We start from the raw sequence: 14,756 nt of genomic DNA on the forward strand, positions 1-14,756 counted from the left end.
GCGAGCACGGCTCAGGGCAGCTGTCTCCGCCGTTGTGATGTCTTTGGGGATCAGCGGCGCCTTCCTGGTCGCCGTGGCACCGCTCACCGGTTCCTCCGTGGCCGGCGCGACGGTCAGGACGATGGTCGCCGACCCGTCGTCCATCCCCGGATGTGACGTCGATCCGGCGGGGCCCTGTGAGGAACCCACGCCGATCGTCACGGTCACTGTCACCGAGGATCCCGGGGGCGGCACGGAGGAGACCCCGGTCCCGCAGAAGACCGTGACCACCACGGTGACCGTCCCGCCGACGACGAAGCCTCCGAAGACCACGGCCCCGCCGCCCCCGCAGGAGCCGGTCGCTCCACCGGCTCAGGAGACCACGGCCCCGATCGCTCCGCCGGAGACCGAGACCAGCCCTTCGGCGTCCGAGGAGGCGGAGGTCCAGTTCCCGGCCAGCACCCCGTCGGACACGCTTCCCTCCGCCACGCCCACCCCCCAGGAGAGCGCCACGTTCGACGAGAACGCCGGCTCCTCCGTGGCCGAGATCCGCAACGCGAACGCCGAGTTCGACGGGGCCACGCTGAGCCGCCAGCTCGGCATCCCGGCGTTGATCCTGGTGCTGCTGGTGCTGTTCGCCGTGCTGATCTTCGAGGGCAGGCTGCGCCGCCTGGCCCACGCCGCGGCCATCCGCCGGGCCGGTCCCCGGGGAATGGGTCCCCGCGTCGATTCGATGGACCCGATGGCCTATCACGGCGGTCCCGGCTACGCCGCCGGACCCGGTTTCGTTCCCGGCCCCTACCAGGGCGGCACGGCCTACGCGCCGATCATCAGCCTCGTCCCGATGCAGATGTACTCTCCGGTCTACCCGGAGGGTTACGCCCCCGGGCAGTACCCCTACGGCTACGAGCAGACGACGGCGTACATGCCCGCGCCCGGCTACGAGCAGCAGGCCACCGGCCACGGTGACCCGTACGGCCGGCAGACCGTCCAGGGGCAGGTGCCCTACGGCCCGGTGGGCCAGGACGGCTCGGCGGCCGCGTTCCACGGCACCCAGCCCTTCGGCCAGGAACCGCAGGATGATCGGAACCTGCCGGGCCGCCCCCAGGGCGATTTCCAGCCCTTCGGACCCGAGTCGCAGGGCGCTCCGGGTCAGGGTGGGCCGGACGAGCGTACCCAGCCCGGCCGGCCGGAGAACCTCGGCCCCGAGCCTCGCGAGGGGCGTTTCCCGCAGGGGCAGCCCGAGTTCCCCGGGGCGCCGTTCCCGCAGGAGCCTTCCCGAGGCGGCCCTGGCGGCCACGGGGGTCCCGTCGGCGGGGCTCACGGCAGTGGGGCTCACGGCAGTGGCGGCCCGCCGGTTCACGGTGGTCCCGGTGGCCCCGGCGGTGATCCGGCGACGCCGATCGGCCCCGGTGGTCCGGGAACCTACGGTGGCCCCGGTAATCGGCCGGACGCCGGCGAGCAGCCCCCCATGGGGCCGGCCCCGACGGCGGTCTACCCGCTCCCCGGTCAGGACGCCGGCAAGAAGAAGCGCGGTCTCTTCCGCCGCTCCACCTGACCCGTACCGGCCCGGCGGGTGGTGGAGGCGTTCCCAGCCTCTGGAACCGTCCTCGCCTTCGAGCACGCTGTTGCGCGCGGACTTGATGTGTGGATACGCGGAAGCGGCGGCCACCGCTATCACGTGTCTCATCCCTGCCGCAGTAGGTCGCCAATGGCCGCGATCCCGTGTCTGATCGCGTCCTCGTTGACGTCTCCGAAGCCGAACACGAGCCCTCGCCGTTCGGCGATCGGTATCGACCGAGCCCCTGCAGCCCGACGGAGCGCTGGGCCGCCGCGTCGGCGATCTCCGCTTCGTCGGCTCCCTCGGGAAGCCGGGCGACGGCGTGGAAGCCGGCGGCGAGTCCCGTCAGCTCGTGGTCGGGGGCGTGCTCGCCGATCGCTTCGACCAGTTCGCTGCGACCGCCGGTTCAGGCTGCCGAGTGCCGGGTTCAGCCGAGATACGACCAGAAGCCTCCAGCGGTGGAAGTGAACCACGGGCTTGAAACGCTGGGGAAACACGGCGGCGCCGCCCGGGGAGAGTCCCGTGGGCGGCGCCGCCGTGCAGGGGTCAGCTCTTCGAGCCGGAACGCTTGAAGATCTTGTTGCCCAGCCAGACCAGCGGATCGTACTTCCGGTCGACGACGCGCTCCTTCATGGGAATCAGCGCGTTGTCAGTGATCTTGATGTGCTCGGGGCAGACCTCGGTGCAGCACTTGGTGATGTTGCAGTAGCCCAGGCCGTGCTCCTCCTGAGCGGAGTCCTTGCGGTCGGCCACGTCGTACGGGTGCATGTCCAGCTCGGCGATCCGCATCAGGAAGCGCGGACCGGCGAAGTCGGGCTTGTTCTCCTCGTGGTCACGGATGACGTGACAGACGTTGTTGCACATGAAGCACTCGATGCACTTGCGGAACTCCTGGGACCGCTCGACGTCGATCTGCTGCATGCGGTACTCGCCCGGCTTCACATCGGCCGGAGGAGTGAAGGACGGGATCTCCCTGGCCTTCTGGTAGTTGTACGAGACGTCCGTGACCAGGTCCTTGATCACCGGGAACGTCCGCATGGGCGTCACGGTGATCGTCTCCTCCTCGCTGAAGGTGGACATCCGGGTCATGCACCCGAGCTTCGGCCTGCCGTTGATCTCCATGGAGCACGAGCCGCACTTGCCGGCCTTGCAGTTCCAGCGGACGGCGAGGTCGGGGGCCTGGGTCGCCTGGAGCCTGTGGATGATGTCGAGAACGACCTCGCCCTCGTTCACCTCGACGGTGAAGTCCTCAAGCTTGCCCTCGCCGCCCTCGCCCCGCCAGACGCGGAACTTCGCCTTGTAACTCATGGTTACTCCTTGGCCAGCGCGTCAAAGGCGGCCAGCTCTTCCTCGGTGATGTACTTCTTCAGCTCGTCGCGGTCGAACAGCGTGATGAGGTCGTCCCGCATCACGGTCTGGACCTGCTCCTCGACCGTGATGCCTGAGCTGTCCGGGGTGAGGGCACAGCGCAGGATCTTGGTCCGCCACTCGGCGGACATGACCGGGAAGTCGTCACGGGTGTGGCCGCCGCGGCTCTCCTCGCGCAGCAGCGCCGCCTTCGCCACGCACTCCGAGACCAGGAGCATGTTGCGCAGGTCGAGGGCGAGGTGCCAGCCCGGGTTGTAGATCCGGCTGCCGGCCGCGCCGACGTTCTGGGCCCGCTCCTTGAGCTTCTCCACCGCCTCCAGCGCCTCGGAGACCTCCTCGGACTTGCGGATGATGCCGACCAGCTCGTTCATCGTCCGCTGCAGCTCGTGGTGGACCTCGTACGGGTTCTCGCCCGAGCGCTCCAGCGGGGCCAGCGCCTCCGCGCTCGCCTTGGCCACGGCCTCCTCGGAGATCTTCGGCCGGGCGGCCAGGCCGTCCACGTACGAGGCCGCTCCCATGCCCGCGCGGCGGCCGAACACCAGCAGGTCCGACAGCGAGTTGCCGCCCAGCCGGTTGGAGCCGTGCATGCCGCCGGAGACCTCACCGGCCGCGAACAGGCCGGGTACGGCCGCCGCGCCGGTGTCGGCGTCGACCTCGACGCCGCCCATGATGTAGTGGCAGGTCGGGCCGACCTGCATGGCCTCCTTGGTGATGTCGACGTCGGCCAGTTCCTTGAACTGGTGGTGCATCGACGGCAGCCGCTTGATGATCTCGGCGGCCGGGAGGCGGGTGGAGACGTCGAGGTAGACGCCGCCCTGGGGCGATCCGCGTCCCGCCTTCACCTCGGAGTTGATGGCCCGCGCGACCTCGTCGCGGGGGAGCAGCTCCGGAGGGCGGCGGTTGTTGGCCTGGTCGGTGTACCAGCGGTCGCCCTCCTCCTCGGAGGTGGCGTACTTGTCCTTGAACACCTCGGGGATGTAGTCGAACATGAAGCGCTTGCCCTCGGAGTTCCTCAGCACCCCGCCGTCGCCGCGGACGGACTCGGTGACGAGGATGCCCCGGACCGAGGGCGGCCAGACCATCCCGGTGGGATGGAACTGGATGAACTCCATGTTGATCAGGTTCGCCCCGGCCAGCAGGGCCAGCGCGTGGCCGTCGCCGGTGTACTCCCACGAGTTGGACGTGACCACGTACGACTTGCCGATGCCGCCGGTGGCCAGCACGATCGCGGGGGCGTCGAACAGGATGAGCTTGCCGTTCTCCCGCCAGTAGCCGAAGGCGCCACAGATGGCGTCGCCGTCCTTGAGCAGGCGGGTCACCGTGCATTCCTGGAAGACCTTGATGTACGCCTCGGCGTCACCGTGGAGCTTCTCGTCCTCCTGCTGGAGCGCGACCACCCGCTGCTGCAGGGTGCGGATCAGCTCCAGGCCCGTGCGGTCGCCGACGTGGGCCAGCCGCGGGTACTCGTGCCCGCCGAAGTTGCGCTGGCTGATCTTGCCGTCCTTGGTGCGGTCGAACAGCGCGCCCCACGCCTCCAGCTCCCAGACCCGGTCGGGCGCCTCCTTGGCGTGCAGTTCGGCCATCCTCCAGTTGTTGAGGAACTTGCCGCCCCGCATGGTGTCGCGGAAGTGCACCATCCAGTTGTCGTCGCTGTTGACGTTGCCCATGGCCGCGGCGGCGCCGCCCTCGGCCATGACCGTGTGCGCCTTGCCGAACAGGGACTTGCAGACGATCGCCGTACGCTTGCCCTGCTGGCGGGCCTCGATGGCCGCCCGCAGCCCCGCTCCGCCGGCGCCGATGACGACGACGTCGTATTCGTGACGCTCGATTTCCACTGGTGATCCTTATGCGAACGGGAAGGGAATGATGTTCTTGGCGACCAGTCGGACGTAGATGTCGGCGCCCATCACGCTGAACATGGAGATCAGTGCGAGCTCCTGGTGCTTGGCGTTGAGCTTGGAGACGATGCCCCAGGCCCGGTAGCGGACCGGGTGCTTGGAGAAGTGGTTCAGGCGCCCGGCCGTGATGTGCCGGCAGGAGTGGCACGACAGCGTGTACAGGTTGATGAGGATCGCGTTGACGATCAGGATCCACGTGCCCAGGCCGGTCGGCTTGGCGATCAGCGCCTTCACCGCGTCGTACGCCAGGATGAGGCCGATGACGATCGCCGCGTAGAAGAAGTAACGGTGAATGTTCTGAAGAATCAGAGGGAAGCGCGACTCACCAGTGTACTTCTTGTGCGGCTCGGCCACCCCGCACGCCGGGGGCGAGAGCCAGAACCCCCGGTAGTAGGCCTTGCGGTAGTAGTAGCAGGTGAAGCGGAACCCCGCGGGGAGGCCGAGGATCAGCAGTCCCGGGGGCAGGGCGTACCAGTCGCCGAACGGGGCGAGGCCGAACAGTCGCGCCTCCTCCGGGCAGCTCGTCGCGAGACAGGGCGACGCGAACGGCGCGTGATATGGGGACACGAAGTAGTTCGCGTCGAAGATCGCCCACGTGGCGTAGACGAGGAATGCCGTGAAGATGATGAATGTGACCAGTGGATAGCGCCACCACGGGTCGGTTCGCAGGGTGCGCTCCTTGATCTGCGCACGTTGCCTTCTGGCCGGGCTCTCGGCCGTTGTCTGGGTCATCGAGACCTCTCCACCTCCCGCGAACCCCGCTCGCCTTGGGGTCCGGGTCGTTTCAGTTGTGCCGCGCGCGGGGCCATGGTCGCGCCGGCTCACACGTGCGCGCGCATGTTGGTGGGGGATACGTTACGACGGAGCCCGGGGGTTAGGTGAGCGAGGTCACTGGTAATTTCACTAGCCAGGTGTGATTCCTGTCACGTTGGCGCGCGGAGGTGTCCTGCCTGCGACGTCTCAAGAGGTGGACGATCACAGAGAGGTCTCGGGGGCGTGAAAACGGGCACGGGAATCCCGCCCGCGGGGATCTCGCCCGGATGGACGACACCCGGCGGACCGGGAGATCCCGCCGCCGGGCGTGGCGTGCCGTCAGTAGTGCTGGCCGGAGTTGGGCAGCTTGACGACGGTCACGAAGAAGTCGTCGATCCGCCGGACCACGCTGATGAACTGGTCGAAGTCGACGGGCTTGGAAACGTAGGCGTTGGCGTGCAGGTTGTAGCTGCGCAGGATGTCCTCCTCGGACTCCGACGTGGTCAGCACCACCACCGGGATCCCGCGGAGCTTCTCGTCGGCCTTTATGTCCTGGAGCACCTCCCGGCCGTCCTTGCGGGGCAGGTTGAGGTCGAGCAGGATCAGGTCGGGCCGGGGCACGTCGGCGTACTCGCCCTCCTTGCGGAGGAAGGACATGGCCTGCTCGCCGTCGTTGACCACGTGCAGCTTGTTGCGGACCTTGTTGAGCTCGAACGCCTCCCGGGTCAGCAGGACGTCGCCCGGGTCGTCCTCGACCAGCAGGACGTCGATCCAGCGCAGATCATTCATCAGATACCTCCTGAGGGAAGGGTCCAGCGGAAGGTCGTACCGGTTCTGCTGGTGTTCTCGGGTCCGCCGTCCTCGGTGTCCAGCCAGATGCGACCGCCGTGGTACTCGACGATTTTCTTGCAGAGAGCCAACCCGATGCCGGTACCCGCGTAGACGTCCCGCCCGTGCAGGCGCTGGAAGATCAGGAAGATGCGGTCAGTGTATTTACTGTCGATGCCGATGCCGTTGTCGGTGCAGGAGAACTCCCACATGTCCCCGTCGCGCCGCACCCCGATGTGGATCTCCGGCGGATCCTGCGAGTGGAACTTGATCGCGTTGCCGATGAGGTTCTGGAAGAGCTGGGTGAGCTGCACCCGGTTGCCGTGCACCTGGGGCAGCTCGTCGTAGGTCACCGTCGCCCCACCGTCCTCGATCGGCGCGGCGAGGTTGTTCAGCGCGGCCTTGAGCGGCACCGTGGCGTCGATGCCGGTGCGCTCGCCGCCCATCCTGCCGACCCGGGAGAAGTCGAGCAGGTCGTTGATCAGCATCTGCATGCGCTTGGCGCCGTCGACCGCGAAGGCGATGTACTGCTTGGCGCGATCGTCGAGCTGGTCGCCGTAGCGCTGCTCCAGCATCTGGGTGAAGCTGGCCACCTTGCGCAGCGGCTCCTGCAGGTCGTGACTGGCCACGTAGGCGAACTGCTCCAGCTCGCTGTTGGAGCGCCTCAGCTCCGTCGCCTGGTCCTCCAGCTTGCGCTGCGTCTCCGAGGCCCGGTGCCACTCGGCGAGGATGCGGCGGCGCATCGCGTCGACGTGGCCGGACAGCTCGGCCAGTTCGGCGGGGTGCTCGACCCCGAGCTTGTGGTCGAAGTCCCCCTGGGCGACCGCGCGCACCTGCCCGTTCAGCTCCGCCAGCGGGCGGAGCACCGCGTGGCGCACGATGAGGGCCGAGACGATCGCGGCCGCGACCAGTGCCCCGGCCACCCCGATGAGCGCGATGTAAAGGGCCTGCCAGCCGCGGTCGAGCTGAGCGCTGCCGATCCCGTGCAGCCGGCTCAGGTGGCTCTGCAGATCCGAGAGGGACTGCCGGATCTCGGTGAACCGGGTGGCGTTGACCGTGGCGTTCTGCCGGGCGGCGTCGGTCTTCAGCGTCGGCACCGAGGCGATGACCTGCTCCGCGTAGTCGCGCCGCCAGGCGTCTCCGCCGGCCTTCAGCCGGGCCACCTCGGCGCTGACCGCCGGCCGCTCCGGCATCCGGGGGACCAGCGCGGTGAGCGCCGCCATCGCTCTGTCCTCCTCGGCGAGCGCCTTCCGGTAGTCGTTCAGGGAGGTGTCCTCGTTGGTCCTGCCGTACGCCCGCACCGAGCTCTCCTGAGAGGTCAGCGCGTTGGAGATCTCCAGGGTGCGCAGCGTCGCCGGATCGATGACGTCGACCAGGGTCTCCCTGGCCTGGCGCGCGTCCTCGATCGACCTGATCGTGACGACGGCCGAGATCATGAAGATCAGTGCGATGCCCACCCCGGCGAACATGAACCAGCGCCCCAGTGGGAGCCTCCCGAACCCCTTCGCGGGGGTGGGCGCGGGCAGAGGCTTGGGACTGGTGCCGCGATCCGAGCGCTCGGTCATCGTTTTCCGTTCCGTGAGATGAGCACGGTCGCCAGGTCGTCGCTGAGCGCGTCGCGGTTCAGTTCGATGACGCGTTCGATGAGGCGGTCGAGTTCGATCCCGCCCTGCTCCTGAACGAGCCTGAGCAGGCCCTCGGTGCCGAGCAGGTCGGGTCCGCCGCCCACGGTGGCCTCGATCAGCCCGTCGGTGTAGAGCAGCAGCGACCAGTCGTCGCCGAGCGCGACGTCGATCTCCGACCAGTGCACGTCCTGGAAGATGCCCAGTGGCGGTCCCGAGGGGGTGCCCGGCACCACGCCGATCGCGCCGTCGCGGATCAGCAGCGGTGGCGGGTGGCCGACCACGTGCATCCGCGCGTGGCTGAGCGCGGGGTCGATGGTGGCGATGCACAGGGTGGTGAAGATCTCCGCCGACTTGCGTTCCAGGCGGAGCACCGACTCCAGCGTGCCGAGCAGTTCGTTGCCGGTGTGCCCGGCCAGGACCAGGGTCCGCCAGGCGATCCTGAGCGCGACCCCCAGCGCGGCCTCGTCGGGACCGTGCCCGCACACGTCGCCGACCACCACGTGGACGGCGCCGTCGGGGCTCTGCACGGTGTCCCAGAAGTCACCGGCGAGCAGGGCGCGCCTGCGTCCTGGCAGGTAGCGGGAGTGGTGTTCCAGAACCTCCGTGGTCAGCAGCGGGACCGGGAGGAGCCCGCGTTCGAGGCGGGAGTTCTCCTTGGTGAGCAGTTCGGCCTCGACCAGCCTGCGCTGGGCCAGGTCGGCGCGCTTGCGCTCCATCGCGTAGCGGATCGCCCGCGCCAGCAGGCGACCCTCCACGTCCTGCTTGACCAGGAAGTCCTGGGCGCCCGCGGCGACCGCCTCCACGCCGACGTGGGCGTCGTTCAGGCCGGTCAGCACGAGCACGGCGGCATGCGGCGCCATCGAGAGCACCTGCTCCAGTGCCTCCAGGCCGGTCGCGTCGGGCAGGGAGAGGTCGACGAGCACGCACTGCACGTCGGAGGTCAGCCGGACCCTGCTCTCGGCCAGGCTCCGCACCCAGATGATCTTCGGTGGGTTGTCCGCCTCGCCGAGCAACTCCTCCACGAGAAAGGCGTCGCCCGCGTCATCTTCGATAAGAAGAAGCGTGAGCGTTTCGTTGGCGGGGGCGGTCACTGACGCCTCTTCGTGAGCTCGGGAGAACCTGTCGACGCTACGTAGAATAGTGCGACACTTCAGCTACTGGGATGCCGGTGCGAGGTGATTCACCGCCCGCCGGGAGGCGCGGAGCGGGCGCGGGATGCCGGCGGTGTCCACACCGGAGTCAACCCTGGATGATCAGGTCCAGTCCCTGAGGGAGGCTGCCCTCGTGGGCGGCCTCGGCGAGGAAGAGGAGCAGGGTCGCGCGGAAGGCCTGGGCCGCGCGGGTGGGCTCGACGTCCTTGCGGTGCGCGATGGCGATGGTGCGGCGCAGCCCGGGAGGAGCCAGGGGTGTCCCGAAAAGTCCCGGACGGCCGTCCAGGACCATCGAGGGCACCAGCGCGACCCCCAGCCCGGCCTCCACGAAGCGCAGCACGGCGTCCATCTCGCCGCCCTCCACCGCGAACCTGGGCTCGAACCCGGCCTGCCGGCAGGCGTTGAGCGTGGCCTCCCGCAGGTCGTATCCGCGCCTGAACATCACCATCGGCCGGCGGCGCAACTCTTCGATGCGCACGTACGATTTGCGGACGCGAGTGGTCGAGGGAGAGGCGACGACGAGGTTCTCCCGCAGCACCTCCTCGGTGACGAGGGCGGGGTCGTCGCTGTGCAGCGGCATGATGATCAGCGCCAGGTCGAGCTGGCCCCGGGCGAGGGTGCGGACCAGGTCGCGGGAGCCGCCCTCCTCCACGAACAGCTCGATGCCGGGGTAGGTGTGGTGGAACCTGGCCAGTGCGTCGGCGAGCAGCCCCGCGCAGAGCGAGGGCGTGGCGCCCAGCCGGACCCGGCCGCGGCGCAGCCCGGCCAGCTCGCCGACCTCGCTCCTGGCGGTCTCGGCGTCGGCCAGCATGCGGCGGGCCAGCGGTAGCAACGCCTCGCCCGCGGGGGTCAGCGTGACGTTTCCCCGGGCACGACTGAACAGCGGCGCGCCGAGCTCGGCCTCCAGGGCCTTGATCTGCTTGCTCAGCGAGGGCTGGGCTACGCGCATCCGCTCGGCGGCCTGGGTGAAGTGCCGAGCCTCGGCGACCGCCACGAAATAGGCGAGTTGCTGGAGCTGCACGTTTCCCTAGCGTACGGACCCTCCGACCGCGGATTCGGGGCGGGTGGTGGTGGGAGAGACAATGTGAGATTGCTCGCACCACGCGGCGAGACGCGACACCGGAAGCAGCGGGGACGCAGAGGTAATAGCCGCAGGCTATGGAAACCACATCCGCGATGACTTGGACTTGGATAAATCCCCTTACCTAGCGTCACAGGGGTGACTGCCACGATTGAGCGCGGATCCGCCACCGCGTCTGTGAAACCCCCCGCGGACACCGCGAAGACCGCGAAGCCCAGGCGAAAAGGCGGCTTCCTGGGCTCCTCCAACGGCAAGAAGGCCGTGATGGCCATCACGGGCGCCGTGATGGTGCTCTTCCTGATCGGCCACATGGCCGGAAACCTCAAGAGCTTCGCCGGTGCCGAGTCGTTCAACTCCTACGCGGCCTTCCTGCGGACCATGGGCGAGCCGATCTTCCCGCACCGGGTCCTGCTGACCGTCGTCGAGGTCGTGATGGTCGTCGCGGTCGCCCTGCACATGTGGTCGGCGATCTCCCTGGCCCGGCGGGCGAGCAAGGCCCGCCCGGTCAAGTACGCGGCCAGGCGCAAGTCCAGGGCGAACGGCTACGCGGTCCACACCATGCGCTACGGCGGCGTCATCATCGTGCTGTTCGTGATCTACCACCTGCTGGACCTGACGTTCGGCGCGGTCAACCCGGCCGGTGGCGGCGCCACCCCCTACGACCGCCTGGTCGAGGGCTTCGCGCCGTCGCGCTGGTGGGTCACCCTGTTCTACGTGCTCGCCCTCGTCATGGTCGGCCTGCACCTGCGCCACGGCCTGTGGAGCGCCTTCCAGACGCTCGGCCTGGCGAGCAGCCGCAGCTACCGCCCGCTGAAGGCCGTCGCCGCGGGCCTGTCGGCGCTGCTGGTCATCGGCTTCCTCGCGGTCCCGGTGGCGGTCGCGATCGGAGTGATCAAGTGAGCAAGAGCTCGAACCCGGCGGGTCTTCCGCACGGAGAACAAGGGGTGAGGACCGCGATGAGCACGGGGTACACCGAAGGTGAGCCGATCCGTGACACCAAGGCCCCCGACGGCCCGATCGAGGACCGCTGGGAGAAGCGCAAGTTCTCCGCGAAGCTGGTCAACCCGGCCAACAAGCGCAAGCTCCACGTCATCGTCGTGGGCACCGGGCTGGCGGGCGGCTCGGCCGCCGCGACCCTCGGCGAGCTCGGCTACAACGTCACCTCGTTCTGCTACCAGGACACGCCCCGCCGCGCGCACTCCATCGCGGCCCAGGGCGGTATCAACGCGGCCAAGAACTACCGCGGCGACGGCGACTCGATCTACCGGCTCTTCTACGACACGGTCAAGGGCGGTGACTTCCGCGCCCGCGAGTCCAACGTCTACCGGCTCGCCCAGGTCAGTGTGAACATCATCGACCAGGCCGTGGCCCAGGGCGTGCCGTTCGCCCGCGAGTACGGCGGTCTGCTCGACACCCGCTCCTTCGGTGGCGCGCAGGTCTCCCGTACCTTCTACGCCCGAGGCCAGACGGGTCAGCAGCTCCTGCTCGGCGCGTACCAGGCGCTGGAGCGCCAGATCGCGGCCGGCACCGTCAAGATGCACACCCGTCACGAGATGCTCGACCTGATCGTCTCCGACGGCCGGGCACGCGGCGTCATCGTCCGTGACATGGTCACCGGCGAGATCGAGCGGCACGTCGCCGACGCGGTGGTGCTGGCCAGCGGCGGGTACGGCAACGTGTTCTTCCTGTCGACGAACGCCAAGGGCTGCAACACCACGGCGATCTGGCGGGCACACCGGCGCGGCGCGATGTTCGCCAACCCCTGCTACACCCAGATCCACCCGACCTGCATCCCGGTCAGCGGCGACCACCAGTCGAAGCTGACCCTGATGTCGGAGTCGCTGCGCAACGACGGCCGCGTGTGGGTGCCGCTGAAGGCGGGCGACGCCCGTCCGGCCTCGGCGATCCCCGAGGAGGAGCGCGACTACTACCTGGAGCGGATCTACCCGGCGTTCGGCAACCTGGTCCCGCGTGACATCGCCTCCCGCGCGGCCAAGAACGTCTGCGACGAGGGCCGCGGTGTCGGCCCCGGCGGCCTGGGTGTCTACCTCGACTTCGCCGACGCGATCCGCCGTCTGGGCCGCGATGCGGTGGAGAAGAAGTACGGCAACCTCTTCGAGATGTACGAGCGCATCACCGGCGAGGACCCGTACGCCCAGCCGATGCGCATCTACCCCGCCGTCCACTACACGATGGGCGGCCTGTGGGTGGACTACGACCTGCAGTCCACGATCCCGGGCCTGTTCGTGATCGGCGAGGCCAACTTCTCCGACCACGGCGCCAACCGTCTCGGCGCGTCCGCGCTGATGCAGGGCCTGTCCGACGGCTACTTCGTGCTGCCGACCACGATCGGCGACTACCTCGCGAACGGCCCCTACAGTGAGGTCGACGAGGACGATGTGGCCGAGGCCGAGGCCGAGGTGCGCCAGAAGATCGACAAGCTGCTGACGAACAACGGCGACCGCACCGCGGACTCCTACCACCGTGAACTCGGCAAGATCATGTGGGAGTACTGCGGCATGGAGCGCACCGAGGAGTCGCTCCGCAAGGCGCTGGAGCGGATCCCCGAGCTGCGCGAGGAGTTCTGGCGGAACGTGAAGGTGTCCGGCGAGGCCGACGAGCTGAACCAGGCGCTGGAACGGGCCGGACGGGTCGGGGACTTCTTCGACCTGGCCGAGCTGATGTGCATCGACGCGCTGCACCGCACCGAGTCGTGCGGCGGCCACTTCCGCGCCGAGTCGCAGGACGCCGACGGCGAGGCCCTGCGCGACGACGAGAACTTCTCCTATGTCGCGGCCTGGGAGTACGGCGAGCAGGGCCCGATCCTGCACAAGGAAGACCTCGACTACGAGTACGTCAAGATGAGCCAGCGGAGCTACAAGTGAGCGCACCCGACGCAGTGAGCGGAGCGGCCGGCGAGGAACGAGCGATCCGCGCGGCGAATGAGGAGAGGTAAGCGAACCATGAGTATGAACCTCACTCTCAAGGTCTGGCGTCAGAAGGGCCCCAAGGACGGGGGCCGGATGGTCAACTACCGGGTCGAGGACGTGTCACCGGACATGTCCTTCCTGGAGATGCTCGACGTCCTCAACGAGCGGCTCATCCTGGAGGGCGACGACCCGATCGCCTTCGACCACGACTGCCGCGAGGGCATCTGCGGCATGTGCGGCATGGTCATCAACGGCGTCGCGCACGGTGAGCAGGTGGCCACCACCACCTGTCAGCTGCACATGCGTCACTTCGAGGACAACGCGGTCATCACCATCGAGCCGTGGCGCGCCGCGCCCTTCCCGGTGGTGAAGGACCTGGTCGTGGACCGCTCGGCGTTCGACCGGATCATCCAGGCGGGTGGCTTCATCTCCGTCCCGGCCGGTTCGGCCCCCGACGCGCACAGCGTCCCGGTGAAGAAGGTCGACGCCGACGCGGCGTTCGACGCGGCCACCTGCATCGGCTGCGGCGCCTGTGTCGCCGCCTGCCCGAACGGCTCGGCCTCGCTCTTCACCGCGGCCAAGATCACCCACCTGAGCCTGCTGCCGCAGGGCCAGCCCGAGCGCGACTCCCGTGCCGTCGCGATGGTCGAGCAGATGGACGCCGAGGGCTTCGGTGGCTGCACCAACACCGGTGAGTGCACGGCGGTCTGCCCCAAGGGCATCCCGCTTGACACCATCGCCCAGATGAACCACGACTACCTGCGGGCCGCCAAGTAGATCAGGTGGTCGCCGGGCATCCGGTCCCGTCCCCCGGGGCCGGATGCCCCGATCGATCATCCGGGCCTTCCCGGGTTCACCGAGCCGTACATCCGAAGTGATGTACGGCTCGCGCCGTCCCGGCGTGATCCATCCGGCCGATGAGGGGCTGATGACCGTTCGGCCGAGAGCGCGTTCTGTCGCCTCCGGACGCGCTCAGGGTGGTGGTGCGGCAGATTCGACCGCCGGAGGACTCCGGCCGGTTCCTTCAGATCAGTGCCGGTCCGGCCGGCCGAGGTGGCGGGCGATCTCGTGGCGGACCTCGTCGGCGGTGAGGCCCGCCTGGGTGATGACCCGCATCCCGGGCCCCGCGCCCGCGCGGACCAGGCCGAGCAGGATGTGCTCGGTGCCGATGCGTTTGTCCTTCAGCCGCAGGGCCTCCCGCAGTGACAGCTCCAGGGCCTTCTTGGCGCCGGGGGTGAAGGGAACGTGGCCCCGGGGTGCCTTGCGGTCGCGGGGGCGATCCAGGGCGCCGGGCCCGAAGGCGGCCTCGACCTTCTCCCGGATCGCGTCGAGGTCGATGCCGATGGTCTCCAGGGCCTCCGCGTCGAGCTCGCCGGCGCGGGGAGTGCGGCCGACCGCCTCGTCGGCCCGCTCGTGGGTGAGGCCTAGGCCGGTCAGCACCTGGGCGCCGACGCTGTCGCCCTGGCGTAGCAGGCCGAGCAGCAGGTGCTCGGTGCCGATGTGGCCGTGCCGCAGGCGCCGCGCCTCCTCCTGGGCGAGGACCGTCACCTGCCGGGCATTGTCGGTGAACCTCTCGAACATG

General features: G+C 69.0%; 12 protein-coding genes. 4 read left to right on the plus strand and 8 right to left on the minus strand.

The features are described from left to right. Window positions 1–37: 37 nt before the first annotated feature. The gene (locus tag ACWD3H_RS09375; protein ID WP_451954601.1) at window positions 38–1,537 is read left to right on the plus strand and encodes a hypothetical protein; all 1,500 of its coding nucleotides are present in this window, start codon (window positions 38–40) and stop codon (window positions 1,535–1,537) included. 549 nt (window positions 1,538–2,086) lie between these two features. Here ACWD3H_RS09375 and ACWD3H_RS09380 read toward each other — a convergent pair. The 7 genes from ACWD3H_RS09380 to ACWD3H_RS09410 all read right to left on the minus strand — a co-directional run bounded on the left by ACWD3H_RS09380 (window position 2,087) and on the right by ACWD3H_RS09410 (window position 10,184). Further along, window positions 2,087–2,848 carry a succinate dehydrogenase/fumarate reductase iron-sulfur subunit gene (locus ACWD3H_RS09380; protein ID WP_350921675.1) on the minus strand — a complete coding sequence of 254 codons (762 nt, stop codon included), beginning with the start codon at window positions 2,846–2,848 and terminating at the stop codon, window positions 2,087–2,089. A 2-nt stretch (window positions 2,849–2,850) separates the two neighbouring features. Beyond that, window positions 2,851–4,743 carry a fumarate reductase/succinate dehydrogenase flavoprotein subunit gene (locus tag ACWD3H_RS09385; RefSeq protein ID WP_451954602.1) on the minus strand — a complete coding sequence of 631 codons (1,893 nt, stop codon included), beginning with the start codon at window positions 4,741–4,743 and terminating at the stop codon, window positions 2,851–2,853. Between the two features lie 9 nt (window positions 4,744–4,752). Continuing rightward, window positions 4,753–5,538: a hypothetical protein gene (locus ACWD3H_RS09390; RefSeq protein WP_355550756.1), complete on the minus strand. Its 786-nt coding sequence runs from the start codon at window positions 5,536–5,538 to the stop codon at window positions 4,753–4,755. A gap of 360 nt (window positions 5,539–5,898) precedes the next feature. Further along, window positions 5,899–6,348, minus strand: a complete 450-nt coding sequence (locus ACWD3H_RS09395) for a response regulator (RefSeq protein WP_350921681.1) — start codon at window positions 6,346–6,348, stop codon at window positions 5,899–5,901. Next, window positions 6,348–7,952 (minus strand): sensor histidine kinase, encoded by a 1,605-nt coding sequence (locus ACWD3H_RS09400; RefSeq protein WP_451954603.1) that lies wholly within the window; start codon window positions 7,950–7,952, stop codon window positions 6,348–6,350. Before ACWD3H_RS09400 ends, ACWD3H_RS09395 begins: the two co-directional genes overlap by 1 nt. Next, on the minus strand, window positions 7,949–9,103 hold the full coding sequence (locus ACWD3H_RS09405; RefSeq protein WP_355550760.1) for a PP2C family protein-serine/threonine phosphatase: 1,155 nt from the start codon (window positions 9,101–9,103) through the stop codon (window positions 7,949–7,951). The genes ACWD3H_RS09400 and ACWD3H_RS09405 overlap by 4 nt, the downstream gene beginning before the upstream one ends. A gap of 148 nt (window positions 9,104–9,251) precedes the next feature. Beyond that, window positions 9,252–10,184: a LysR family transcriptional regulator gene (locus ACWD3H_RS09410; RefSeq protein ID WP_451954604.1), complete on the minus strand. Its 933-nt coding sequence runs from the start codon at window positions 10,182–10,184 to the stop codon at window positions 9,252–9,254. 198 nt (window positions 10,185–10,382) lie between these two features. On the opposite strand from ACWD3H_RS09410, the gene ACWD3H_RS09415 reads away from it, so the two are divergent. From ACWD3H_RS09415 to ACWD3H_RS09425, 3 genes are all read left to right on the plus strand, one after another. Further along, entirely contained in the window at window positions 10,383–11,144 is a 762-nt protein-coding gene (locus ACWD3H_RS09415; protein WP_355550764.1) for a succinate dehydrogenase cytochrome b subunit, read from the plus strand. A 56-nt stretch (window positions 11,145–11,200) separates the two neighbouring features. Further along, window positions 11,201–13,129: a fumarate reductase/succinate dehydrogenase flavoprotein subunit gene (locus ACWD3H_RS09420; protein WP_451954605.1), complete on the plus strand. Its 1,929-nt coding sequence runs from the start codon at window positions 11,201–11,203 to the stop codon at window positions 13,127–13,129. An 84-nt stretch (window positions 13,130–13,213) separates the two neighbouring features. Further along, window positions 13,214–13,951: a succinate dehydrogenase/fumarate reductase iron-sulfur subunit gene (locus ACWD3H_RS09425; RefSeq protein ID WP_355550835.1), complete on the plus strand. Its 738-nt coding sequence runs from the start codon at window positions 13,214–13,216 to the stop codon at window positions 13,949–13,951. A gap of 252 nt (window positions 13,952–14,203) precedes the next feature. Here the strand turns inward: ACWD3H_RS09425 and ACWD3H_RS09430 are convergent, their stop codons facing one another. Next, on the minus strand, window positions 14,204–14,755 hold the full coding sequence (locus tag ACWD3H_RS09430; RefSeq protein ID WP_355550769.1) for a Clp protease N-terminal domain-containing protein: 552 nt from the start codon (window positions 14,753–14,755) through the stop codon (window positions 14,204–14,206). Window position 14,756 lies beyond the last annotated feature (1 nt).

It is taken from the genome of Streptosporangium sp. NPDC002607 (genome assembly GCF_053592655.1).